This window comes from Paenibacillus glycanilyticus NBRC 16618 (assembly GCF_004000805.1).
Classification (GTDB): Bacteria; Bacillota; Bacilli; order Paenibacillales; family Paenibacillaceae; genus Pristimantibacillus; species Pristimantibacillus glycanilyticus.
Window position 1 is genome coordinate 36,858 of sequence record NZ_BILY01000016.1, and the last position, 24,535, is coordinate 61,392.

25 protein-coding genes and 1 pseudogene are annotated in these 24,535 nt (G+C 46.5%); 6 read left to right on the forward strand and 20 right to left on the reverse strand.

Annotated elements, in window-relative coordinates:
- Positions 1-266: 266 nt before the first annotated feature.
- Positions 267-656: a hypothetical protein gene (locus PGL01S_RS14540; RefSeq protein ID WP_127495341.1), complete on the forward strand. Its 390-nt coding sequence runs from the start codon at positions 267-269 to the stop codon at positions 654-656.
- Between the two features lie 4 nt (positions 657-660).
- On the opposite strand, the gene PGL01S_RS14545 is transcribed toward PGL01S_RS14540, so the two are convergent.
- On the reverse strand, positions 661-1,116 hold the full coding sequence (locus tag PGL01S_RS14545) for a DinB family protein (protein WP_127495342.1): 456 nt from the start codon (positions 1,114-1,116) through the stop codon (positions 661-663).
- A 116-nt stretch (positions 1,117-1,232) separates the two neighbouring features.
- Between PGL01S_RS14545 and PGL01S_RS14550 the strand changes: the two genes are divergently transcribed.
- On the forward strand, positions 1,233-2,123 hold the full coding sequence (locus tag PGL01S_RS14550) for a YihY/virulence factor BrkB family protein (RefSeq protein WP_127495343.1): 891 nt from the start codon (positions 1,233-1,235) through the stop codon (positions 2,121-2,123).
- Between the two features lie 81 nt (positions 2,124-2,204).
- Here the strand turns inward: PGL01S_RS14550 and PGL01S_RS14555 are convergent, their stop codons facing one another.
- From PGL01S_RS14555 to PGL01S_RS14570, 4 genes are all read right to left on the reverse strand, one after another.
- Positions 2,205-3,344 carry a toxic anion resistance protein gene (locus tag PGL01S_RS14555; RefSeq protein WP_127495344.1) on the reverse strand — a complete coding sequence of 380 codons (1,140 nt, stop codon included), beginning with the start codon at positions 3,342-3,344 and terminating at the stop codon, positions 2,205-2,207.
- A 21-nt stretch (positions 3,345-3,365) separates the two neighbouring features.
- Positions 3,366-5,054, reverse strand: a complete 1,689-nt coding sequence (locus PGL01S_RS14560) for a vWA domain-containing protein (protein ID WP_127495345.1) — start codon at positions 5,052-5,054, stop codon at positions 3,366-3,368.
- A gap of 12 nt (positions 5,055-5,066) precedes the next feature.
- On the reverse strand, positions 5,067-5,798 hold the full coding sequence (locus PGL01S_RS14565; RefSeq protein ID WP_236013521.1) for a hypothetical protein: 732 nt from the start codon (positions 5,796-5,798) through the stop codon (positions 5,067-5,069).
- A gap of 265 nt (positions 5,799-6,063) precedes the next feature.
- Positions 6,064-6,780, reverse strand: a complete 717-nt coding sequence (locus tag PGL01S_RS14570) for a DUF6199 family natural product biosynthesis protein (RefSeq protein WP_127495347.1) — start codon at positions 6,778-6,780, stop codon at positions 6,064-6,066.
- A gap of 302 nt (positions 6,781-7,082) precedes the next feature.
- On the opposite strand from PGL01S_RS14570, the gene PGL01S_RS14575 reads away from it, so the two are divergent.
- Positions 7,083-7,667, forward strand: coding sequence for a TetR/AcrR family transcriptional regulator (locus PGL01S_RS14575; protein WP_127495348.1), 585 nt, complete (start codon positions 7,083-7,085; stop codon positions 7,665-7,667).
- A 7-nt stretch (positions 7,668-7,674) separates the two neighbouring features.
- Positions 7,675-8,421 (forward strand): type I methionyl aminopeptidase, encoded by a 747-nt coding sequence (map, locus tag PGL01S_RS14580; RefSeq protein ID WP_127495349.1) that lies wholly within the window; start codon positions 7,675-7,677, stop codon positions 8,419-8,421.
- A 61-nt stretch (positions 8,422-8,482) separates the two neighbouring features.
- On the opposite strand, the gene PGL01S_RS14585 is transcribed toward map, so the two are convergent.
- On the reverse strand, positions 8,483-8,923 hold the full coding sequence (locus PGL01S_RS14585; protein ID WP_127495350.1) for a cell wall hydrolase: 441 nt from the start codon (positions 8,921-8,923) through the stop codon (positions 8,483-8,485).
- 382 nt (positions 8,924-9,305) lie between these two features.
- Positions 9,306-9,509, reverse strand: coding sequence for a DUF6199 family natural product biosynthesis protein (locus PGL01S_RS31610; RefSeq protein ID WP_127495351.1), 204 nt, complete (start codon positions 9,507-9,509; stop codon positions 9,306-9,308).
- Between the two features lie 567 nt (positions 9,510-10,076).
- On the opposite strand from PGL01S_RS31610, the gene PGL01S_RS14595 reads away from it, so the two are divergent.
- A complete protein-coding gene (locus PGL01S_RS14595; RefSeq protein ID WP_127495352.1) occupies positions 10,077-10,706 on the forward strand; it encodes a hypothetical protein in 630 nt (209 codons plus the stop codon).
- Positions 10,707-10,806: 100 nt separating this feature from the next.
- Here the strand turns inward: PGL01S_RS14595 and PGL01S_RS14600 are convergent, their stop codons facing one another.
- The gene (locus PGL01S_RS14600; protein WP_127495353.1) at positions 10,807-11,271 is read right to left on the reverse strand and encodes a hypothetical protein; all 465 of its coding nucleotides are present in this window, start codon (positions 11,269-11,271) and stop codon (positions 10,807-10,809) included.
- Between the two features lie 768 nt (positions 11,272-12,039).
- Positions 12,040-12,729, reverse strand: a complete 690-nt coding sequence (locus tag PGL01S_RS14605; protein ID WP_127495354.1) for a hypothetical protein — start codon at positions 12,727-12,729, stop codon at positions 12,040-12,042.
- Between the two features lie 365 nt (positions 12,730-13,094).
- Between PGL01S_RS14605 and PGL01S_RS14610 the strand changes: the two are divergent.
- Positions 13,095-14,299 (forward strand): annotated as a pseudogene (locus PGL01S_RS14610) (IS110 family RNA-guided transposase).
- A gap of 319 nt (positions 14,300-14,618) precedes the next feature.
- Here the strand turns inward: PGL01S_RS14610 and PGL01S_RS14615 are convergent.
- The 11 genes from PGL01S_RS14615 to coxB all read right to left on the reverse strand — a co-directional run bounded on the left by PGL01S_RS14615 (position 14,619) and on the right by coxB (position 24,475).
- The gene (locus PGL01S_RS14615; protein WP_127495355.1) at positions 14,619-15,932 is read right to left on the reverse strand and encodes an ABC transporter permease; all 1,314 of its coding nucleotides are present in this window, start codon (positions 15,930-15,932) and stop codon (positions 14,619-14,621) included.
- Positions 15,925-16,830 carry an ABC transporter ATP-binding protein gene (locus PGL01S_RS14620; protein ID WP_127495356.1) on the reverse strand — a complete coding sequence of 302 codons (906 nt, stop codon included), beginning with the start codon at positions 16,828-16,830 and terminating at the stop codon, positions 15,925-15,927. Before PGL01S_RS14620 ends, PGL01S_RS14615 begins: the two co-directional genes overlap by 8 nt.
- A 29-nt stretch (positions 16,831-16,859) precedes the next feature.
- Positions 16,860-17,768, reverse strand: coding sequence for an ABC transporter ATP-binding protein (locus PGL01S_RS14625; RefSeq protein WP_127495357.1), 909 nt, complete (start codon positions 17,766-17,768; stop codon positions 16,860-16,862).
- A 3-nt stretch (positions 17,769-17,771) separates the two neighbouring features.
- A complete protein-coding gene (locus tag PGL01S_RS14630) occupies positions 17,772-18,161 on the reverse strand; it encodes a GntR family transcriptional regulator (protein WP_127495358.1) in 390 nt (129 codons plus the stop codon).
- Positions 18,162-18,180: 19 nt separating this feature from the next.
- Positions 18,181-18,906 (reverse strand): hypothetical protein, encoded by a 726-nt coding sequence (locus tag PGL01S_RS14635; RefSeq protein ID WP_127495359.1) that lies wholly within the window; start codon positions 18,904-18,906, stop codon positions 18,181-18,183.
- Between the two features lie 161 nt (positions 18,907-19,067).
- On the reverse strand, positions 19,068-19,532 hold the full coding sequence (locus PGL01S_RS14640; protein WP_015846848.1) for a DUF420 domain-containing protein: 465 nt from the start codon (positions 19,530-19,532) through the stop codon (positions 19,068-19,070).
- 33 nt (positions 19,533-19,565) lie between these two features.
- Positions 19,566-20,495, reverse strand: a complete 930-nt coding sequence (gene ctaG / locus PGL01S_RS14645; RefSeq protein ID WP_127495360.1) for a cytochrome c oxidase assembly factor CtaG — start codon at positions 20,493-20,495, stop codon at positions 19,566-19,568.
- A gap of 86 nt (positions 20,496-20,581) precedes the next feature.
- Positions 20,582-20,899: a cytochrome C oxidase subunit IV family protein gene (locus PGL01S_RS14650; RefSeq protein ID WP_015846850.1), complete on the reverse strand. Its 318-nt coding sequence runs from the start codon at positions 20,897-20,899 to the stop codon at positions 20,582-20,584.
- 3 nt (positions 20,900-20,902) lie between these two features.
- Positions 20,903-21,520, reverse strand: a complete 618-nt coding sequence (locus PGL01S_RS14655; protein WP_127495361.1) for a cytochrome (ubi)quinol oxidase subunit III — start codon at positions 21,518-21,520, stop codon at positions 20,903-20,905.
- A complete protein-coding gene (gene ctaD, locus PGL01S_RS14660) occupies positions 21,517-23,361 on the reverse strand; it encodes a cytochrome c oxidase subunit I (protein WP_127495434.1) in 1,845 nt (614 codons plus the stop codon). The genes PGL01S_RS14655 and ctaD overlap by 4 nt, the downstream gene beginning before the upstream one ends.
- 67 nt (positions 23,362-23,428) lie before the next feature.
- Positions 23,429-24,475 (reverse strand): cytochrome c oxidase subunit II, encoded by a 1,047-nt coding sequence (gene coxB, locus PGL01S_RS14665; RefSeq protein WP_015846853.1) that lies wholly within the window; start codon positions 24,473-24,475, stop codon positions 23,429-23,431.
- Positions 24,476-24,535 lie beyond the last annotated feature (60 nt).

Sequence of the window (24,535 nt, forward strand, 5' to 3'; positions counted from 1 at the left end):
ACCCATTTTCTGCTCACTCCTTCATGCCCATTGCATTTTGCTGTACATTTGATTTGGCTGTTATCTTTAAATTAAATATCTTGAATTAAAGATATAACAAATTCGTACTGCTGTCAACAGGCAAAATAAAATTTCTTCCTTCGCTTAACCTTCCGGACCTTTCTCTTTGTGACTGAAAAAATCCCCTTCTAACGAACAGTATGGTATAGAACCGGAATGGTTCCGTATCTTATTCATCTATCCCCGATGCTAGGAGGGAAAAACCGATGACGCCCCAACTCGCTGAACGTATAAATCACTTATCTCAAAATAATACCTCTATCCTTTCTATAATGGCCGAAATGATCGCGACTATGGAGTATGACGCCAAACTCAAAAAGGAAATTCTTTTTAAAGTTGATGAAATCAGCATGGAGATCTCCAAAAAAGATAAACTCTGTTATGACGTAGTGAATGCTACTGATAACGGTGGCTATCACAAAGCTATGATGGTATGGAAACAATTTAGAAAGGATGTAGAGCATGCTCTAGGTGAGTTGCATAAGCGCATTCAACGGACAAGATACCCTGACGAATGGAGCGAGACCTATGAGCTCTTGAAGCGTCGAGCAGCTCTACATGATGATGAAGTGGCAAGATTAGAGCGGAAAGAATAGCAAGTTATAGCCTCGCGAACGTGATGTAATCGACTTGGACAGGCTCTGCCGATAGGGTCCGAAGTGCCCGGTTGATCTGTCCCCGGTGATATTGCCCGTGTAGGAGGACCTGCAGCAGAATATCGCGGACGGATGTTCGGAACGGAACACCGCTCTGATTCGCATAATCAATCATTTCGTCCAGCTCCGATTCCTCAAGCCCTTCGATATAAACATGATATTGCTCGGCGTTTTCTTCGAACATCGTCCGGATCGCCGTCAGGTCTTCCGCTTCCTCCCACAATGAATATTGCGCGCTGCCCCTGCCCTGCAATCGGGACAGCCAGACTTGCTCCGCAACAGCGACGTGCCGAACCAGCTTCAGTAGATCCTTGTTCTTCGTTTCACTCTCCTCGAGCGCGTCCAAAATTCGCCCGTCCGCCCAGTACAGGTGGTCCATCATGCGTCTAATCGTCTTCATTTCGTTTTCCTCCTCTTCGTCTCGTCAATTACTCGACTCTCCTGTATTCGTTTTCTCAAATCCTGTTTAACATTAGGCCTCTCTTGTTTACCTTCTAAATAAGAGGGGTGAGAGCAATGAAACGAGTGTTTGCGATTCTTCCGTTTTTCAAAAATTTGTACAGCCGTTTTCGCGATGACGATGTTCCTGCTCTAGGAGCACAGCTTACATATTACTTTATTTTATCTTTTTTTCCGTTTCTAATCTTTGTGGTGAGCTTAATGAGCTTTGTCCGGTTGTCCGGAGACAGTGTCGTCGCTGAGCTTATACGCCTGCTTCCGCAGCAAACGGGTGAAGCGATTCAAACGATTCTGCAAGAGGTAACGAAGGACAGCAGAGGCACGCTGCTATCAATCGGTATGATCGCTACGCTCTGGTCAGCGTCCAATGGCGTTAACGCGGTCATTAAAGGTGTCAATAAAGCTTATGATGTCGAGGAAAACCGCCCGTTCTGGAAAGTGAGAGCGATCTCGCTTGCGGCAACGGTTGTGTTGGCCCTGGCCATTTTGCTCGCGATTGTTTTGGTTATTTTCGGAGAGGTTATCGGTAATTTTCTATTCGATTGGTTCAATTCCCCGGTAGGCTTCGGACTCGTCTGGGGCACATTGAAATACGTCTTTCCCATTTCGTTCATGATTGTTGTTTTCTCGTTGCTCTACTGGATTGTACCCAACCGCAAAGTTCCTTTCAAAGCTGCCCTTCCGGGAGCTCTGTTTGCGACCTTTGGCTGGATCGCATCCTCCTTGCTGTTCCAGTTCTATATCAATAACTTTGGCAACTATTCCAAAACGTACGGAAGCATTGGCGGCATTATCATCCTGCTGATCTGGCTCTACATCAGCTCCAATATTATTATTCTGGGCGGAGAGGTCAACGCTACGCTTGAAAGCGGGCAAGCCAAGCCTTCTGTCAGTAAAACGCTGGCGAACGGCCGCGGCAAGCAAAAAACTCATTCGATTAAGCTATAGCTAATCCTATATTCAGAACAGCTGTTTAGGAGCATGCAGAAAAGCGACCCGTTACGGTCGCTTTTCTGCTGGAATGCTTCTTTACAGCCCCAAAGCATTACCCTTCTCTAGCCGCAAAATATGCTTCTCGCCATCGTCGGCCAATGTCCTGAACTGGTTGATGGTTTCCCTCATTTTCGGAAGTGCCTGCTGTTTGTACGAGCTGATGGAATCAAACGCGGACAGTACATCCGCAAACGCTTGTTTCAACGTATCGACCGAGACCGTAGCTTCAATGGCTTGCTGTTGAATGGCAACGCCTTGCTCCTTCAGCATCCGGGACGTGCCGGCGATAAGGTTCGTCGTGGTCTGATTCAACAATTCGATTTTCTTGAGAACGATACCTTGATTGTACAAGGCGCTCGCCACCGTAACAGCTATTTTCAAAGCCGAAATCGTAACGGTCTTCGCCCGGTCCACGCCGCGAATGAGCTCCTTATTATTGCGGATAACGACCTCGTATGCCAACATCCCTTGCTGATTGACGACCAGCATTTGCTGCAAATCCATGACCCGCTGGCGCATCGGGAACAGGATTTCCTCGGTTATGAACCGAATCTTCTCGGGGTCTTCGCTGCGGCTTTTGGCCGCTTCGATCTGGGCTTCGATGGATTCGTCCATGAACATCCCAAGCTGAATTTCCTTCTTGAGCGTTTTGGTCAGCTTTCGGATTTCATGCTGTTCGAGCTCCAGCGTCGTATTGTCGTTTCTGAGCACGGCACCGCCTTTATCCAGCGACACCACGATATCGGCAATCACCTCGTCGGCCTTCTCGAACTTGAGGAAGTACGCCCTCAGCGGATTAAATAGCTTGCCGAGAAATCCTTTCTTGGCAAAGTCGATCATACTTGGATCCAGATCCTTCAGCTGCGTATGCAATTCGGCTAACCCCTTCGCAACCGGGCCGCCCTCATCGCCGGATTTCGCAAGATTACCGACCGAGACCTGCAGCAGGGTGTTTTTGTCGGAAGAGCGTTTCATGGTGTTCAGCCCATAGGCGTCGATCGATTGAAGAATCTCTTTGCGCTGCTCCAGCGACTCGACATCCATCGTCATAATCATTTTAACGTTGGAATCCGCTTCTTCTTTCAGCTTCGCCTCTTCCTCCGGCAATGGCTGTATGGTAGGCTCGATCTCGGCCTTCAGCTCCTCCGGACTAGATACGTTCATCGAAAATGCCATTGAAATCCCCCCTCGAATTGGTTACATCTGCACATTGAATAGATTGCCGATCTTGTACACGACATCGTCCGTATCCGCGTTAATGCTGGCCGCTTCGTTAATGCTGGAGATATTTTGCAGCGCTTGAATATTGGCGTTGTAGCCGATCGTGTAGATCGGGATCTTATACGTCTCGATTAATCCCTTGATGTCCTGCAGCGTATAGCCCTGGTTCGTCTCGCCGTCGCTAAGGACGAAGATGACAGGCTTGGTGTTGGGATCGATGGCCAATTGATCCTCGAGCAGCTTCAGCGCTACAACGATTCCGTCGAAGGTAGCCGTACCGCCGGCGGACTGCAGACTTTCCACCGCTCCGACGAATAAGGACTGCTGATTCGTGTCGTACTTCGCGATCGGCAGCTTGATGGTAACGCCGTCCGAATACGAGACGAGACCGATGCTGTTGTCCCTGCCCAGGTATTTCTGCCCTTTCAACAGCGACTCTTTCAAACGATTGAGCGGCTCGCCGTCCATGCTTCCGGAAACGTCGGTGACGAAAACCGCGGTGATCGGCTTACTGCTGTTCTTTTTCTCTTTCCATACCTTCTGCGCAGATATAAGCATGTCGCCATCCACGGGAGCAAGCTCCGATTTGTAGGTTTCAAGACCGTTAAATCCTTTTTCCTGCGCGGACTTCATGTATTTGTCTTGCGTAACGAACTCGGCGAATTTCTTGAGAATATCCAGCTTCTCCTGCGGCAGATCGCCTAAGGCGTAGAGCGGACTATCGTGCCTGAACCCAAACGGCGTAAATACGTACCCGCTTTTCAAGTCCGCGGCGTTGACGTAGGTCTGGTATTCAAGGACGAATCCGTCCAGGGCGCCCGATTTGGCCGCATCGCGCATCTGAATGGTCGTAGAGGCGATAAACGGCACATTGGACTGGAACTTTTCAAACTCCTGCACAGCTTTATCGCTCAACAAATTGGTATTATCGAAGGTATGAAGTGCTGTTACCAGAAAATTCAAGCCTGTGGAGCTTGCGAAAGGATCGGTATAGCCCATGGAGAGCTCGTTATTAGCGATAGCTTCCGTTACGGATTGGATATTGACGGAGCCGTACTTGTCGATCATGGCGTCGTACTTCGCTTTGGCAATGACGATTCCGGGAACATTGCCGACTAAACGCTTGGTCACGAGCTGCGTTTTAACCCCGCTTGCCTGAACCATTTCGCCCCATAGCTCATTCGAAGGAGTAAACGCATCGGGTACGTATTTACCGGATTTGATGTAGTCCGCTGCCGTGCCCGAGGCGATATTGCGAATCTTTACCGACACGGACTTTCCGTTCACGGTTATATTCGCCTTGTTAAACTCGGTCGCTACGTCCGTCAGCCATCCGTCCACGCCCGTTCCCGACTTTTCCGTGGAGGAGAAAATCTCGACGAAATTGTCGTTCGTGTTGTTCACCGTGATAGGAAACTTTCCGATGTCGGGTAAGGAAGCGGCGACATCGACGGGGTCCAGGTCGATCTGGCCCTTCACGGGCGTTTCAACGGCCGGGGAGATCTTTTTGTACAGCTTGTTTAATCGATCCCCGGCATTCTCGGCCGTCACCTCCGCCTTCGATTTGCCCAGATTGGAGGTCAAGGTTACCCCGGCGTAAACAAGTCCGAAGACGACCACCAGAAGAACAACGGAGATTAACAAGAAATTACCTTTTCTTTGCATCCAGGTCACCTCTTAATTCTTGTAGTATTGGGTTTGTTTGATCAACGTGTCGATTTCCTGCATGCAAGGCATGCTGTCGATGTCGCCCGGCTCCAGGCTATCCAAGCGGGAGATCTCCAGCATGAGCTGATCCAGCTTTAACAAGATTTCCTCGTTAGTGCCGAGCGATTGCTTGGTGAAGGAAAGATATTCGCCGTACACGTTTTTTCTGGCTTGCAATAGCTCCGGCGATAATGGCGACGGCTTCCGCCCCGAAACGCTTTCGAATTCCGATGCGTCGAACGTATGCAGCCGATTGAGAATGCTCCTGACGTTCAGATAGAACAGCTTCTCCACCTCGTAGATGACGGAGGAAAACTTCTTATAGCTTAGTTCCGAGGGATCGAATCGCTGTTTCAAAACCTCGAGCAGCGTGTTTCTTTTCTTCTGCATGCGTTCCAGCTGACGTAAAGCCAAGCCGATATCCTCTTCTAAAACCTTAATGCGCCGGAAGCGAGATAATGCCTCGACATAATCGTCATGCGTCTTCATCTCCTTCACCGGCAGAGCTGCCTTGGCTTTAAATAGGAAGGAATAACACCCATAAGTCAGCGTGATGGCGCTGGCGACGAGAAAAGTCACGCCGATTGCCGAGGAGAGCGCGTTGCCGCCAATCTCGATTCCAATAAATCCGCGGGAGAAAACGACAATATTCAACGCTACGACACCAAGTGTCAAACCAAGCAGTTTTATGTATCTGGTCACGCTTAATCGAACACCCCTTTGCCAAAATCTCGTCTCACTATCATTGTACAACACTGTTAAATCTTGGGGCTAGAATTTTATGGCTAAGAGTTTAATTCCTAGCAAAACCGTTCATCGTTTTAAATACTGACAAAAGCAGGCATTATTGGGCATATACGCGCGTGAGGCAGCTCACGTTTCCGTTTTCAAGAAAAATCGCAAATAGGCGCTGGAGAATAGAACCTGCTATGCAGAAAAACCACCTCGGCGGGTGGTTTGGAAATCCTTAATACGACAATGATTTGATAAGCAGTGACATAGCAAGTACGATTACGACAATTCCCCCTGCTTTTGACGAAAAGTAATAAAAATCGCTGGGCTCTTGGCTATTCGTCCATATCCACTTAAGGGAAATCAGGAACAAGAAATTCTGAAACCACTCATACTTAAAGAGGCACCAGCCATATACAATCAACACGAGCCCTCCAATAAAAGCGAAGAGGTTTCCCCGTTCCGGCTGATAATCGGGATAGGCAGCCAACAAAATCCAAGAGGGCCAATAACGTTCATCGTTCTCCCCCAAAATTCTTTTATTGCCTTCATAGGCGGCTATCATTATCGAAGGCTCTCCGCGTTCATCATAAGTCATTAGAGAACCATCCTGGTCCACGATTGTGTAATAGTGCCCATCGGCATATTCCACCTTATATTCGGTCGATTCAGGCCCTTGCGATCTAATCACTCTAAATAGTTCCTCTTCGATATATACCTCCCGGACAGGGTCCTTAATGACAACTTTAATGTCTGGACCATAGGAGGACTTGTAGGTGATGAGATTTGCTTCATTGCTGGTTGTTTTATATGCGATTCCATCCACTTTTAGGACGTTCTCGAAAAAATACCATCTGGCGAACAAGGCGATGGCTGCGCTTGCGGCAATTATGCCAATGATTGTGAAGCAGGCTTTTAAGCGGTACCTTTTGGGCTGCATAACCGGGTTCATTTAAGGTCCCCTTTCCTTGGACGAGCTTAATAGCAATTCCATAATCCATATATAGCAATAAAATGCAATATTTATATACGCTTCATTTTCCGCTTTTGTTGCACTGTCCTGCTCTTTCTAGCAGAATCTCAATACTGGAGAATATAAGAAAAACCCAAGCACGATATGGTTCAGACTCAAGGCTACTTAAATGAACGGCTTATTACCGCAACACTCCGGACAACAATTGCATTTCGCCGCTTCATGCGTTACTATTTTTATATCGACAAATATGCAGGTCTAAATAAGGAGGGTAACACGTCATGTGTCCCCGTACCAAAGAACAAAATGAGCAGATACGTTTACAGCGCAGAGAACAGATTCTGGACGTAGCCGCTCGCTCCTACTTCCGCACGGGCGGCAGCTTTGATATTCGGGACGTCGCCCGCGAGGCGGGGCTTGGTTACGGCACCGTATACCATTATTATCCCAACCGGCATTTGTTAATAGAAGATGTGTTAGAAAGCGGCTTCGAGCGATGCGAGCAAGTAACAGCAGAGTGGAAAAACAACAGCGGCAGCTCTCGGGATGACCGCCAGTTATTGGCGTATTGCATAGCACTGCTTCGGCTGTGGCAGTCGGACGCCCGCGCCTATCTCGTCTATAAAATGGCGTCGGAACATTATGCTGGCTTGCCTGAAAAAGATCGGCAGCTCGCCAAAAGAAATTTTATGGAACGGCTGTACGTTCCACTCCAATCAATCGCCCAATGCGAAGACGACAGCGTTGACCATATGCTCGCCGTGCTGGTCGGTTGCTGCGGGATGCACTACTATTCGGGCAATTCCGGCCTGGACGTTGATCGAATCGCCCTACTCGCTATGCAAGCTATTACGAAGGAGTCCTGATACGAACATGGTCATTTTAAAAAGCATGCATGAAATCGAGGCTATCCGCAAGGCATGCCAAGTGGTGGCTGAGTGCCATCGTACAATTGCCCCGCTTATCAAACCGGGTATTACCACCAACGAGATTGAGCGCATATTCGAGGAAATTATGCGGAAGCACGGCGCAAGGCCCTACCAAAAAGGCTATAAAGGCTATCCGTACGCGACCTGTGCCTCCGCGAACGATGTGATCGCGCATGGCTTCCCTAGCAATAAACCGCTTGAGGAAGGCGATATTGTCACGATCGACACGGTCGCTGAGCTCGATGGCTGGCTCGGCGATTCGGCCTGGAGTTACGCGGTCGGGCAAATCTCCCCGATAGCCGAGAAGTTGATGCGTGTCACGAAGGAATGCCTTGACCTGGGCATCGAGCAGGCGCTGCCAGGCAATCGGCTCGGCGACGTGACGAGCGCGATTCAGCGGCATGCGGAATCACACGGTTTCGGCGTCGTGCGCGACCTACTCGCCCATGGTATCGGCCGTAACCTGCACGAGGAGCCGACTTATATGCATGTCGGCAAGCCCGGAAAAGGCCCCCGTATCAAGGAAGGCATGGTGTTCACGATTGAGCCCATGATCACCGAAGGCACCTACTTGATGACAATCGATTCCGACGGATGGACCGCTCGAACGTTGGACCATAAGCTTGCCGCTCAATACGAGCATACTATTGCCATTACGGCCGAAGGTCCGCAAATTTTGACTGCGCAATAGAAAACAAAAAAAGCCGCGATTTACGCGGCCTAAATGAGATTAAGAATTCCTTATGAGCTAATTACGTATTATATATATTTTCGCATTCCTTCACGGTAGGTTGATAGAAGCAATGCTTCTTCCAGCGTCCTACGAGCGGCTGATCGTACCAGGTATCCGGGCATGGTCCGGGATTCTCGAACGATCCCGGACGGAAATACCATAGGGAGAATTCTCCCGGCCAATTCCGCTCCCCATTCACTGCCCGTTGCGCCAGACGGCGTTCCCTGTCCCTCGCACCCTGATAGTACAAACTATGCTGCAATGCTTCGAATGCATGAGGCTGCTCAATCATTTGGGGAATTGTCCGGATATTTTTAAAATCGGAGCAATTTCCTCTTATACGGTTAATGCCGACATTTCCAACAAGCAGCATGCCCATTTCGCCTTCGGTCTCAGCTTCAGCGCGGAGTAACCTTGCCAACATATCGATATCGCGACTCCTGGCTTTTACAACTGCCATTGACTCACCTCTTTAGCTTTCTAGACTCATCATATTATAGGCAAAGCGGAAGTGTTACTCGGACCACAGAAGAGCTCGATAATAAAACAAATCAGATTGCATGATTTGCAGTCTGATTTGTTTTGTGAGTGACAGTTACGAGTGAGCCTAAAACATGCTGAATCCAAGACAATTTATAGCTGCTACTGAGACTTCATATATACAATTGAGATATTCAGTGTTTTTATAGATACTATTGAGACCAGATCCTTTATCTACAGTTTGCCAATGAAGGATTACCTTTGAGCACGATCTGCTGCCATTTTGTTGTTTTGAACTAATGTTCCCAGTTAGTGCAAGAGGCAACAAATTAGGCAATCTGTGTATGACTTCATAAATAATCTCATATAAACTGATAAGCAATTACAATAATTAAACTTAGAATAATAAGTAAGACACCACCAATCCTCGTTATCAAAATATAACGATCAGAAGGTTCGGTCGCATCATTTGACTTCCAGCTCTCTTTTATTGTCCAAATGACATCAGGTTTTATGGTCATTAATAATCCAACAGAGAGAATGATAAGAAATTGAATGTAAACCAATTCAGTGTTTCCCTCCCATGTCGATCAAAACAACTATAAGTTTCTCATCGCTCGAAGTAATAAACAAGTTAATAATTTTTATAACCACTTAGCACCATTAAACAATCCTGCCCTTTAATTCAAAAAAACAACAGCCTAGGCCGCTGTTTTTTTGAACTAAAATAGTCCGGGTTATCCTATTAAATGCTGAAATACCTGTAGGAGGAATACTTTAGATATCAATATTAATAATACAGCAGCTATCCCAATAAAGAATCCAATAAATGAAACAACTACAAGTTTAAGTTTGTTCATGATTTATACTCCACTTCATGATAATGCTTTTGCTCTACAAATTTACCATGAATGAAGTACCATCCCAATACTACAATTTGTTCCTGTAACCTGCCCATTAGTTCAGCAAAAAGCAGCCGATCTTTATATACCGGCTGCTACCGTGTTGTTGAGCTATAGTTCCCAGTTAGGGCAGTAACCCTTAACGAATTTTTAACTGTTATTGAAGGTGATTCGTCCAACACCATTGAAATATTCACTTAATCAATAATATGGCATTTAAGGAGAAGACATATGAGTGAATTTACTGCAGGCAATCTTGTTTTGAATTATCATAAAAAAGTTGTAGAAGCCTCCAATCCCTTGATTATAAAACCGATTAATGATAATTGGAGCGTGTTCTTTACAAAGGACACCGAGGTTAGTGATATCTATCCTGCTGATGTAATGAACATAACCTCTGAAGTACCAGTACTCTATTTTTATAATTTCGAAGACCATGGTTGGGGCTTTACTATCCTGTATCAGAATAAGGTTCAATCTATTTTCGATTTTTCATATGAGAATGACGAAATAGCATTACAGAATTATGTACAAGAACGGTTTCCTGATAAAGAATCCATTGAATTGCTCTATGTGAATCCTGATTCAGACGCTTTTCGGGAGAAAATGATCGAGGAATTCTATAAAGAAAATAGCAAGGTAGACCAATTAAAAAAACTTATTGAGCATCTGGATGTGGATACTTTTGCATTGTTTGATTTTGAAGCAAATAAAATTGATAAATTGAAAGAAATCTTCAGTATTGAGTCATTGGAAAGTCTCCAAGACCGTTATAGTTTTATTGATAACTTCAAAACAATTATCGATATCCAGGAAATGAGTTGGATTCGTGCTGACCGTATAGAGAATCTGTTGGAATAGAAGTTAGAAATTGTCGTCTTTGTCATTATGTTACGCAGGCCACTTGTTTTAGCTTGTAATAATGGTAAGCAAGTGGCTCTTGCTAGACTAGCGTTCCCAGTTAGCTCAATAACTTATTTAACTGAGCGTAGTACTCTTCTTGATTAAATGTCATGCTTGGAAAATTGGCCAACCAATCTACTCTTGTTCCTATACACTCGTAGCCCTTGATTAATTCCTCTCTAATACTTCTGTCCAACCCAATTCTGTTCCACTTTATGAGATTGCCTTCTTTTACAACCTCTACAACAACCAAAGTACACCATAGGTCACAGTCATCTGGACACATTAATATTGGCAGCATTACAATTTGTTCCGATGATGTATAGCGATTTAAGACAAGGGACTTTTCCCTTGGTTCATCTATCCAATCTAAAATAGTGGGGATCAAGCCTTCGTAATCCCCCTCTGGATTCCTAGATTGAAGTATCGAGTCAAGAGGCATCCCGTCAACTACTATACAATAATGGTCATTGTCACAATATTTACTTTTCATTTTTATTACTTCCATTTTGTTCTGTTCCAAACCTATACCTCACTTTTAACAACTTATCCTCTTATCAGCTGCTGTATTACTATTCTGAACTAACGTTCACCGTTAGTTGAACGTTCGACTAATGAATTTATCTCGTCAGCCAAGTTTAATACTTGTCTCGCAACCTGCCCTAGCTCCAGGGGACACAGCAGCTATCATCACTTTAATCTTGATTTAATAAATAAAAGAATTAGCAATATAAGAGCATACTTTCCCCACGTTACTTTAAATTTAGCACTTTCTAGTATCGTGGTTGGGGCATGGAAAATTGCAAGATATAAGATAATTATTATAAGAACAATAATTGCAAAGTTTAAGACTTTTTTAAATAAGTTCAAACTTTTCACCAACCCATTATCTTAAGAATGTCTATTTTTCACCAATCTACATTTAGATATTATACAGGAAATGGAACTAAACTGCCCTTTAAACGTAATAAAGCTGCCGATCATGTTCCAGCAGCTTAATCAGTTTAACTATTCAACTATCGTGTCCCGTTCGTATTATGAGGTCACCAGAACTTACTGGTCGACCTCATTTTTGTTGGGGCGTAAACTTACGGATAGGCTGGGCAGGACGTTCGTTTCCTGGGAGGCTGATCCCGTGAGCTATACTGTCCGCCCCCTACTCGTAGAGATCATGTTTAGGCTGGTTGGGACTTAGATCCCGAATAACAAGCGATGCTGTGAGTCTGTGAGGTAAGGGGTTGCCAGCTAATACACTAGTAAAGGATAGTTGAATGAAGGTACTGGTATTTGATTAACCACTCGATAACGAAACTTGGCGGACTAACTCGCCTTTTTTGTTAAAAAGAGCAACTTCCTTTGAAGATATCCACTGTATTTTGCCAAGGTAAGACACATACGCCCATTCGTTTGGTCGATCATTAAAAACTTCAATGCGAAGTATCTCTTGATTAGTTTTATCGAAGACAATTAAGTAGCCTTTTACAACAGTTACTTCGTGGACAATGTATAGCCTTGCTTTAAATCTTCTGTCAGGACTTGAAATCGGCTTTCTCCAGAACCACTCATTTTTCATCTCTGCTTTAATTATTTCTTCAAATGCTATAGCGAATGGAGAAGGATCCCAATTCTTTTCTGATACAATTCTATCTATTCCTTTTCTCAGCAACTCTAATGTTGTTTCTTTTTTTTGGTGATCACTCATGGAGAAAAATGAATCTACATTAAATTGCACCTGAGTCGTGCAAACTCCGAGCAAGTCTAATACTCTTGAATCAGTAACTTCATCCACACATTCAATTAATACTTTCCACGTATCCGCCGTTTTATATTTCTCAAAATTACGTTCATATAGCGAAGCTATACAGCGAATCTCATTCCTAAATTGAACTCTTTTCTGCTTCCAATTCACTTTATAATCTTCAGGTGATCCATCTCGTTGAGGATAAGGAATATCTAAATCAAATTCTTTTAATGTAGGCATTATGTTACCTCTTTTCCCTGCATAGCCTTGTCTTCATTTATGAAATTGTGTTGATGTTAACTTGATGTGTTCTTATTATTCCCTAAAACGCTGAAACACTATATTCGCACTAAACTGCCCGTTCGTATTATGAGGTCACCAGATCTTTCTGGTCGACCTCTTTTTTGTAGGGTCGTAAGATTGCAGTAGCCGGGGATCGAACGTAACTGCCCGTGGGACTCGGATCCCGTAAGCTATTCTGTTCGTCCCCCCTACTTGTTAAACCATGTTTAGGCTGGTTGGGACATTGATCCCGTATCACATGCGATAGTGTGGACAACAAGAAGGTTAGGGGCTGCCGGTGAATTTACTTTGGGAGTGATGAAATGAATCCTGTCATTGGTGTGGATATTTCTAAGGGAGAGAGTCATGCACAAGCCTTTTTAAAACGTGGATTACCTTACGGTAAGGTCTTTTTAAGTTCCAGCATAATCTTGAGGGATTAGCATCCTTTCTTGACTATATTAGAGATGTAGAGTCTGCTGCTGGAATACGTCCCTCCGTTGTTATGGAGGCTACAGGTCATTATCATAGCCCTGTGGTTCAGTTTCTGGATGAGCACCAGTATATAACCATTGTCATTAATCCGTTAATCTCATTTGAAGCCAAAAAAACCAATCTTAGACGGGTAAAGACGGATGCTGCGGATGCCTTTCAGCTCGGAATGCTATTTTATAAAGAAGAGTTTGAGCCCATTAAAAAGCGTGGCCAGCATCTCATGAATTTGCGCTATCTCACGCGCCAATACGATTCTTTAACTGGTATGTATGTCCAAGTGAAACTGCAATTCCAGGCTATACTCGATCAGGTTTTTCCCGAATATCGCGGCGTGTTTGGTGACCTGTATTCTAAGGTTTCACTTAAACTGCTGGCCAAGTACTCTACATCCAAAGATGTGCTAGAAAGGACTGAGAGCGAAGTTACAGCAGCAATCCAAAGCCTTACTGGACGCGGTCGATCCACTTTATGGTGTCTGGAACGTGCTCAAATTCTAATGGCTGCAGCAAAGCGTAACCCTTTTAAAGAGACGGCATTCCCAAGTCATTTAATCTCTATTCAGCTACTCATTAAATTACTTCTTCAATACCAGGAACATCTAACAGACCTCGTAAAATCGATAGATGCCCTGGCTGAAGAATTGCTCGAATATGATTTAATCCAATCGATTCCCGGCATTGGTACTAAGATTGCTGCAACAATCTTAGCAGAGATCGGGGAGATCGATCGGTTCGAACATGCCAAGAAACTAGTAGCTTTCGCTGGTGTCGATCCAAGTGTTTTTTCTTCAGGCAAATTTGTATCAACCCAAAATAGAATCACGAAACACGGCTCAAGGAGGCTTCGCTCAGCTCTATTTCAAGCCGTGCGATGTGGCATTCGTAGTAACCGAAACAAAAAATTAAGAGCGTTCTACGATAAAAAACGTGCTGAGGGAAAGCTGTTCAGGGTAGCCGTAATCGCTTGTGTAAATAAACTCATCCACTGGATCTTTGCCATTTTGACTAAGAAAGAATCGTTCCGTTTAGATTAAGTAGCAAGCTATAGAAACACATGAAATATCTTCCTGTGCCTAAAGGGACGGTTATTTGCTATACCCTTTTTTCAGTATAACACCTCGTGAATATGCCATTAATAATTAAATATTGACAAGCTATTAGCTGGAATAGCTTAATGATGTTTACGGCACTCTAAATCTTTATCAGGGTTTGTAAATGGCTTTCTGAACGAAAAAACGAGCCTTAGAAGCGATTCTAGAGGCTCATTTTCTTTGATTTTAATTGTCTTATTTTATCTTGTAAACTGTCTAATCTATAACCTTTACTCACTCCCAATTTTTCCGCCTATAATTGCTATACTTTATATGCCTTCATAGCCTTCCTTAACTCTTTCCAGGTTGGACGCTTACCGTAGAGCAAAACGCCGGTACGGTAAATCTTCGCGGACAGCCAGCCCGCCGCGTAAATGCTTACGAGCAGGATCGCGATGGAGACAATAACCTGCCAGATTGGCGGATTGGCGAGACCGACGCGAAGCAGCATGACGAACGGCGAGAAGAACGGGATAAACGAAGTGACTTTTACAAGCATCGTATCCGGACTGGAAATGCTGAACGTGGTAATGTAGAAGCCAGCCAGCGACAGCATGGTAATGGGCATAACGGCTTGGCCCAGATCCTCGGTACGGCTGACGATGGAACCAACCGCCGCGAATAAAGTCGCGTACAACAGGAAGCCCATTACATAGAACAGCAAGCCATAAACCAGAAGCAGCGGATCCACCTTCGAAAGATCAATATTATACTGCATGAACGCCGAGTTGTTATGCGGCAGGTTGATGTTGATAATGACAACAACCAAGTAAGCTACCATTTGCGTTAGGCTTACCACAAACATGCCGAAAATTTTGCCAAACATTTGTTTTAGCGGCGATACGCTAGTAACGATAATCTCCATGACGCGCGAGCTTTTCTCCGCCGTAATTTCCGAGGCAATCATCTGGCCGGAAACCATAATACCGAAGAACAAGAGCAGCAAGAGAAGGGTTACAAAGCCCATATCCACGCCTTGCTGAGACTCGGTCTTGCCATTGCCCGCTCCGCCTGCACCATCACTTGCCGCGATCTGCATCGTATTAATAACAACTGGATTTAGCAGCATAGATTTTTGCTGATCCGTCAATCCGCTGTCTTTCAGGACAATGTCGGTTTTTACGATTTGAATGCCCTGCTCCAGCGCCTGCGACGTTTTCTCGTCCATCAGCTTCTCGGATTTATAAGTTACGGTAGGCAGCCCCGTCTCGTTGACGGGACCAAATAGCAGGTAGCCTTTAATTTTCTTATCCGCGACGGCGGCTTTTAACGTCTTCTCGTTCTGCTCCGTGGAGCCCGTATCCGGATACTCGATGAGCTTGATTGCCGGCTTGTCTTGACCGGCGTACGTTTGGCGCAGCTGCTCCGCGATTTTGGTGCCTTCAACTGCACGCGCATCAATGGCATAACCAATGTTAGCTGGTTTATCGCTATTTTTATCAAACAAAGAAATAATATAAGGCAGGTTTGAACCAATACATAAGATGACGACAAAGATCAACGTCGTAATGAGAAAGGATTTACCCTTGAACTTGTTCTTCATCGTGAAGCCTGCTACCGTCCAGAAACTATTCATGCAGATCACCGCCTACCACTTTAATAAAGATTTCGTTTAATGTCGGCTCCATAATCTCGAACTTGTGAATGGTCGTCTGCTCTAGGGCATGGCGCAAAATATTCGACGCCGAGCTCTCCTCCGCAATGCCAACCACGTAGCCGTATTCATGCTTTTGCACACCGGTTACCCCGCTTAGCCCTTCAAGGCCGGTAACTTCTCCTTCCGTGCGAAGAACAACCTTCTCCCGCGGGTAACGTTTCTTGATGTCTCTTAAGCTGCCTTGCAGAACAGGATTCGAACGATGAAGAATCGTAATGTTGCGGCATAACTCCTCGACATGCTCCATCCGGTGCGTCGAGAACAGCATTGTAGTTCCGGAATCCCGCAATTCCTTAACCGTAGACTTCAACAGCTCCACGTTAACCGGGTCAAGACCGCTGAAAGCTTCGTCCAAAATAACGATACGCGGACGATGTATAACCGAAGCGATAAACTGGATTTTCTGCTGATTGCCTTTGGACAGCTCCTCGACTCTTTTGCCGTAATATTCGGGAACCTCGAACCGGTCCAGCCAACGCTTCAGGTTGGCATCCGCGTCCTTCTTGTTCATCCCGCGCAGCTGCGCCAGATATATCAGCTGATCGCTTACCTTAACGCGCGGATACAATCCGCGTTCTTCCGGCAAGTAGCCCAGCATGCTGAGTTGCTCTTGCGTATAAGGCTGGCCGTTGTACAAAATCCTGCCCTCATCCGGATAGATCAGTCCCAGCACCATCCGCATCGTTGTTGTTTTGCCGGCACCGTTGGCTCCAAGCAATCCGTAAATTTCCCCTTGTTCCACCTCAAAGCTGATTCCGTTAACCGCCTTCTTCTCACCGTACTGCTTATGCACTTGATCTACTATTAATGGCTTCATCTATAAATCCTCCCTCTTAATCTAATAAATTATGCCCGGAGCCGTGTCCGTTCCTGCTCAACCAATATGGCCAAAATATCATCCAGCTGCAAAGCCTGCCGGTGCGTAATCGTAATATGTTCTTGCCCGCACCAGTCTTCCGCATCCGGAGCCATCCGCGTAATAACGCGGAGCATACCGCCGCCAGTATCCTCAATCCCGCATTGGCCCGGCATAGCTTGAACCCGCTTGCGGTTAACCTGCTCCCCATGCACGTAGAAGGCATGCCAGCTTCCGAACAGCTCATCCTTCTCGTATACGCCTAGCACGCGCCCATGGATCATAAATACGATATAATCGGCGAGACGCTTCACTTCTTCAACGATATGGGACGCCATCAGAATCGTCCGGTCGCCAGGCTCCATGTAACGGTGAAGGACATCAATCATCGTCCGCCAAGCCAGCGGGTCAAGTCCCGACGAAGGCTCATCCAAGAGAAGCAGCTCCGGGTGATGCGACAGAATTAATGCGAATTCGTATTTGCGCCGCATCCCTTTGGACATTTTGCCAAGCTTGATGCCGTCATCGACTTCAAATAGCCGAAGCAGCTCCTGATAACGGTTCACATCCCATTCGGGATACCATTTCTTCACGAATTCCGTCTTGGCAGAAGCCTTCAGTCTATTATCATGCGGGGAGAACAACTCCGGCAAAAAACCGACTCTGCTCTTCGTCTGCCAGTCTTCATCCTCGGAAATGTTTTTACCCAGAAGCTTGATAACCCCTTTTTGAGGCTTAATCAAATCCAGAATGAGCTTAAAGGTTGAGCTTTTACCAGAGCCGTTAGGCCCTACGATGGCCGTCACGTAACCCTTTGGTACTTCGAGCTGAATGGGTCCCAGTTGAAAATGCGTCCGTTGCAGCTCAACTTCCTTCAAACTTATTGCATTTTCGTTCATCTTCTACCCTCCAAACTTTCGATCCAGCACTTCCCGGAACAGCTTCGTCAGCTCTTCCCGCGTGCATTGTACAAGCTTGCCGGCTTCAACGGCCGCCTCGAGCGCTTCCGTAACCGCGTCAAGACGGTACCGGTCCATCGCATTCTGCTCAATCCGGGCTACATAGGTTCCGGTTCCTTGCTTCGTCCGGAGCAGCCCTTCATTCTCCAAATCCTGATAAACCCGACGCACCGTAATCACACTGCATTTGAGCAGCTGCGCCAGCTCCCGGATAGAGGGCAATAACGTTCCTTCTTCCAGCTGCCCGCTTACGATTAGCGCTCTTAGCTGTACTTCAATCTGATAATAGAGCGGTTCCGCGCTTTGTTCGTTAATATGAATTGGCAGCCACACAGTCTCACCTTCTTCCAAATCAGGAGCTTACCGTAATCTTTTTTGTATAATGGCGGCTCTTAAGCCGCTTTTTGATAATCATATAGCCCAAGTACATCGTAATGACGCATACGAGGAATGCGGCTGCGGTATACCACCATTGTCCCTTCTCTAGTCCGTCCAGCAATCCAAGCACGATACCGGCATTGAAAAAACCAAGCACCGCGCAAATTGCCGCATAGATAACAACGCTGATATAGCAGAACATCGCGTAGGCCTTTCCGGTATGACCGATTTCAAAGTACACGTACAAGACAGCCATCGATAGGGCGTAAAAATACCAGAATAAAGCGAACAACAGATAAGCTCCGACAGATAAATGGTCATGCAGACGGTCAACCAGTATATATTGAGTCGTGAAAAATAACGTCAGTACCAAGGCCAGCACCATAACCAGCTGAAGCATTCTTCCGATTACAAGGTGGGAGAGCGGAATCGGCAGCGTCCGCCATTCGGCCAGCTTGCCGGTGAAGGTATCCTCCCGCCAGAAACGCATCGTCGTCTTGTTCATTACGAATGCCAAGCTTGGGAATGTAACAATAAAGATCATATCGAGCACCCAAGACATGATTCTTTCCGTATCGTTGTAGACCGCAATTGTTATCAAAGCTAGATACAGACTAAATAAAAAAGTAAATAAAATTCCAACCCAATCCCGCGTAAGCTCATGCTTAGCAATATGCCAGGCTCCTTGCCGTAAATTCAAAAGCCTCTCTCCTTCCGAAGCAAAGTCATTATACTGTGTATATCCTTATACACAGTATATACACAGCAACGCTAAAGAGTCAACAGATTTTACCATTTTGACAAAAAAAGAGAGTGTGACTCATGAACTGAGACACACTCTAGCTTTTCAGGAATACAATCCTACCAGCCAAAAATCGCATCAATAACCGGCTTGGTATGGCCTCCCGGATACATCATATAAAGAAGGATATACACGGCAACGCCTGTAATCGCCGTGAAGAACCAGATGACCGAAGTGACTTTTCCCCACTTCCTGTGCTTCGCGTATTTCTCCCTGAAGCCCAGTACAAGTGTTGTTATGCCAAATACGGCTGCTACCGTTGCAAGAACGATATGGAACAACAAGAAGGTTAAGTAATAAGGCTTTAAGCTATCCGGTCCCCCCCATTCCGTATTACCGACAAGTACGGTCCGGGACGAATAGATGATGAAGAAGATGAGAGCTGCAATAGCCGCGGCAATCATCACTTTCTTATGTTGATCGAGCCTCCGCTTAATAGCCAGATTCCAGCCGATCGCGACCAGAATCGCGCTTATGACGATAAAGCTCGTACTGATCGTAGGAAAAATTGTGTACTTGTCCAATGCTATCCCACCTAAAAAGAATTATCCGCTTTATTATACCGTGCCTTTGTTCATGTTGGGCAGATCAATTGGCGCTTCATTTGTCGCATTTGTTACATCGTCATCCTTATGCTCGCGTTTGAACCAGTGGAAGAAGATATAAGCCAGAATGACGCCGTACATGAACTCTTGCAGCAGCTTCATGACGATACCGCCAAGCTGCTGATCCTCCTCCGGGCTTCCCAGAAGGTTGAAAAACTGTGGTCCATCAAACAGCGTAAGCAGCTGGGAAGGATCGCTTACGCAATACCCCATCGCTTTCACCCAAGTATCGGGATTGCTATATACCGCATACATCGGCGTGCTCGCGAAAATAATAAAAGCACAAGCCGGCGTCAGGAGTACGCCGTTGGCAAATACATAGGCCATCTTCTTCAGATCGGTAAGGCGATTCCATTCCGGTACCGGATTCGCGATCTGTGCCCACATCAACATGGCCGCAACAAGCAGGATAAAATAAACAAGCCGGTGCAGCCAGAAATGCGTCATCACATAATCGTTTAGAAGCGGTACATGATAGAGCGAGAACAACATGTTAAACGTTAAAATCGCCGCAATCGGATGCGTCATAAAGCGTAGCTTCTTCCAGCCTTGGGCAGCGAGCATTCTCTGCCAGATAAAAGGTGGTACCGAGAGCAGCAGCATTGGCGGCACAATCAAATAAGAGACGGACATGTCTATCATATGGAACGTAAACATCATGTGGCCCAGCAAGCTGAACGGGCCTCCCTGCACGAGGTAGAACATGACCGCTGCGCTCACGAACATGATTTTCTGCCAGACTGTCGCCTTATCCGCGTGCGGTGCATGCTTCTCCCGCCATGGTCCAATCAGATAGAAGTAGAGAATCACAACGGCGATCATGAAGAACAAAAACCATGGGGTCCACAACTCTTCAAAGCTGAAATACTGTAAGCCAAGCATCGATGGCAGCTCCTTTCAAATATCTGCAAAAAAGGAGGGCCCGTAACTGTATTGGGGACCCTCCTCTTTTCAATTATGCAATAACGTTACCACCAAGCCCAATATTCCGCCATGATGACACACGTGAATACGACGAATACGCCAAACAGGATACCGATAATCGCGAACGTATGGCCGCGATCCTTCATATGCATCCAGAACGCCATCTGTACAAATACTTGCAAGATTGCGCAGCCGATAAGAATGATGTAGATGAAGTCGGTGTTAATCTCACCGCCGGCGACAGCCGCGAAAGCGATCAATGTCAGCAGGATCGAGAAGATAAAGGCAACGATGTGTTTCTTAGGTCCTTCAACCTTATGACGAACCGGACGTTGTTCCTCCGTGGTATGATTGCTTGCCATGGATTAGCCCACCTTTCCCATCAGGTAAACGACGGTGAAGATAAATACCCAGACAACGTCGATGAAGTGCCAGTAGATGCCGGCAACGTATGCTTTAGGAGCAGTTGTAACCGTCAGGCCTTTCTTCAGCAATTGTCCGATCAGAAGCGAGATCCACACGATACCAAACGCTACGTGAGCGCCGTGGAAGCCAACCAATGTATAGAACGAGGAGCTGAATGCGCTCGTTGTAAATCCATGTCCTTCATGAACGTAATTCGTGAACTCGTAAATCTCCAGGCCAAGGAAGCCAAGACCCAGAATGACCGTAATGACCAGCCACCCGATCATTGCTTTCACCTTTTGCAGGTGAAGAGCTTGAGTTGCGAATACGCTCGTAAGCGAGGAAGTCAGGAGCAAGCCGGTTGCAAGCGCAACGAGCGGAAGCTCGAACAGCTCTTGCGATTTGGGACCGTCAAGCACTTGATCGCGGAGTGCAAGGAACGCCGAGAAGAGCGTTCCGAACAATACCGTTTCCGCGCCAAGGAATAACCAGAAACCAAGAATCTTATTGCGACCCTCGAGGGTTGCTTTTTCAGGCTCATGAGGCAATTGGCCTTCAGTATGGGAATGTGCACTCATGCTTTAACCCCCTTATCTTGCAGTTCTTCTGGTTCGATATGGAAGCCGTGATCATCGATCAGGGAGCGGATAATCATACATGTAAATGTAATGATCAGACCGATACCGCCTACAACGAATCCTGCTTCAATACCTGCGATTTTACCCCATTCGCCATGCGAGTACATGAGACCAAGACCTGTAATAAACAAGCCGATCGCCATAAACAATGGCAGAATAGACGGGGAAGGCATATGAATCGAGCCAATCGGTTCAGCCGGAGTCATTTCTTTATGACCTTCCATTTTTTCTTTCCAGTATGCATCATAACCGCGAACAAGCGGCGTTTGCTTGAAGTTGTATTCCGGAGCCGGCGAAGGGATCGTCCACTCCAGCGTACGGCCATCTTCCCAAGGATCATTTGCTGCGTTTTTCGGTTTGAACGCCGTAATGACAACATTCAGAAGGAAGAAGATCGTACCCAGGCCCATCAGCATAGCGCCGATTGTACTAATTAAGTTCAGTTGATTAAAGCCAAGTCCGTCTAGGTAAGTCCAGATCCGGCGCGGCATACCCATCAGACCAAGGAAATGCTGTACGAAGAATGTCAGATGGAAGCCGATAAAGAATGTCCAGAACGTCAGCTTTGCCAGACCTTCGTTAAGCATGCGGCCGAACATCTTAGGCCACCAGTAATGAAGACCGGCAAAGAGACCCAATACAAGACCGCCAACGATAACGTAGTGGAAATGCGCTACGACGAAGTAGGAGTCGTGGTACTGGAAGTCGGCAGGAGCCGCAGCCAGCATGACACCGGTTACACCGCCCATTACGAACGTCGGAATAAATCCTACGGCAAACAGGTTTGCTGCGTTGAATGTAATCGAACCGCCCCACAGCGTGAACAGCCAGTTAAAGATCTTGATACCTGTCGGTACCGCGATCAGCATCGTTGCAATGGAGAACAAGCCGTTCGCAACCGGTCCAAGACCTGTCGTGAACATGTGATGCGCCCATACCATGAAGCCCAAGAAACCGATCAGGATCGTAGCGAAGACCATCGAGCTGTATCCGAACAACCGTTTACGCGAGAACGTGCTGACAACTTCGGAGATAACACCGAATGCCGGCAGGATCAGGATATAAACCTCAGGATGCCCGAAGATCCAGAAAATATGCTCCCAGAGAACGGCATTACCGCCGCCGGAAGGATCAAAGAAGTTTGCGTCGAATATGCGGTCGAACATGAGGGCCGCAAGGCCAACCGTCAGTGCAGGGAATGCGAACAGGATCAGTGCCGAAGTAATGAATACGGACCAAGTAAACATCGGCATGCGCATGAAGGTCATTCCCGGAGCGCGCATATTAATAATCGTTACCAAGAAGTTAATACCGCCGACCAGCGTACCGATACCCGCAATCTGCAAGCCTAGCACGTAATAGTCAAAACCGTGGTCGCCGTTAAATGTAGTGCCCGAAAGCGGTGCGTAAGCCGTCCAGCCGCCGTCTGGTGCAGCGCCAGTAAACCAGCTGACATTCAGCAGGACTGCGCCAAAGAAGAAAGTCCAGAAACCAATTGCGTTTACGAATGGGTACGCAACGTCGCGCGCGCCAATCTGCAGCGGTACAATAGCGTTCATCAATGCGAAGATGACTGGCATCGCTGCAAGGAAGATCATTGTAGTACCGTGCATCGTAAGCAGCTCGTTATATGTATCCGCGCTAACGAAATCGTTAAGCGGTTTCCACAGCTGAATCCGAATGAGAAGTGCTTCCAACCCGCCGACCAGGAAGAAAAAACCGCCGGCGATTAAATACAATATACCGATTTTTTTGTGGTCAACCGTTGTCAGCCAGTCCATCAGGCCGGAATAACGTTTAACCGCATGTCCATGAGCCAAGGTAGGTACCTCCTTTAATCACCGATGATTATTGTTGATAGTCGAGAGTCAATTCCGATAAATATTTAGAAATTCCGTCAAGCTCTTGTTGAGTAAGATCAACCTTAGGCATCAGCGTGCCAGGTTTTACAGCCGACGGATCTTCAATCCAGCGATGCAGGTTGTCGTAAGTCGAACCTTCGTTGGAATATTTCGGATCATCAGTGTTAACGAGAATACCACCGACAGTCTCACGGCTGCCGATACCAGTCAGGTTAGGGAATGCCGGACCGCCTTGATCGCCTACGGCGTGGCAAGTCAGACACTTGCTGACAAATGCTTCTTTAATAGCTGGGTCGCTTGGAAGCGCAACCGGAGCTTGCAAAGCAGCAGTCCAACGGTCAAACGAAGCCTCGTCCACCGATTTTACTTTAAAGTCCATTAAGCCGTGCGAAGGTCCGCAAAGCTCGGCGCATTTACCTAAGTAAACGCCTTCTTTTGGAGCCGAGAAGTACATGATGTTTACGTTAGCTCCAGGGTTAGCATCGATTTTACCGGCAAGAGACGGAATCCAGAACGAGTGAAGAACGTCTGCTGATTTCGCTTCGATGGAGATCGTCTTGCCTTTAGGAATTACCAATTCCTGTGCAGTCTTAATTCCGAGTTCAGGATACTCGAATTCCCACCAATATTGGTGAGCGGTTACAACAACCTTAACCGCCTCCGGATCTTTTGTGTGATCCTTTGAGAGGTTAAATACCGATTGGATAGTTGGTACGCCCAGGATGATCAGCAGGATAATCGGAATGACCGTCCAGATAATCTCCAGCTTATGGTTACCTTCCACTTGTTTCGGAATGGTGTTGTCGCCGGGACGTCTGCGGAAACGAATAATTACATAGAAAGAAATCGCAAACACGACCACAATCACGATGAGCATGATTGAAATCGCCAGCTTCATCAGTCCGAACTGCTCTTCCGCTACAGGACCTTGGGGCCTCAGCGTGGACAAGTCACTTCGTCCGCATGCCGACAGCACGAGCACCATCAAGGCCAGAAGCGGTGCAAGCTTTCTAAAAAACTGCCACCGATTCATCAATAATCAACCCCACTTTTGACGTTTTCGCAGATGCTAACATCTTAGTAATAATGCGGC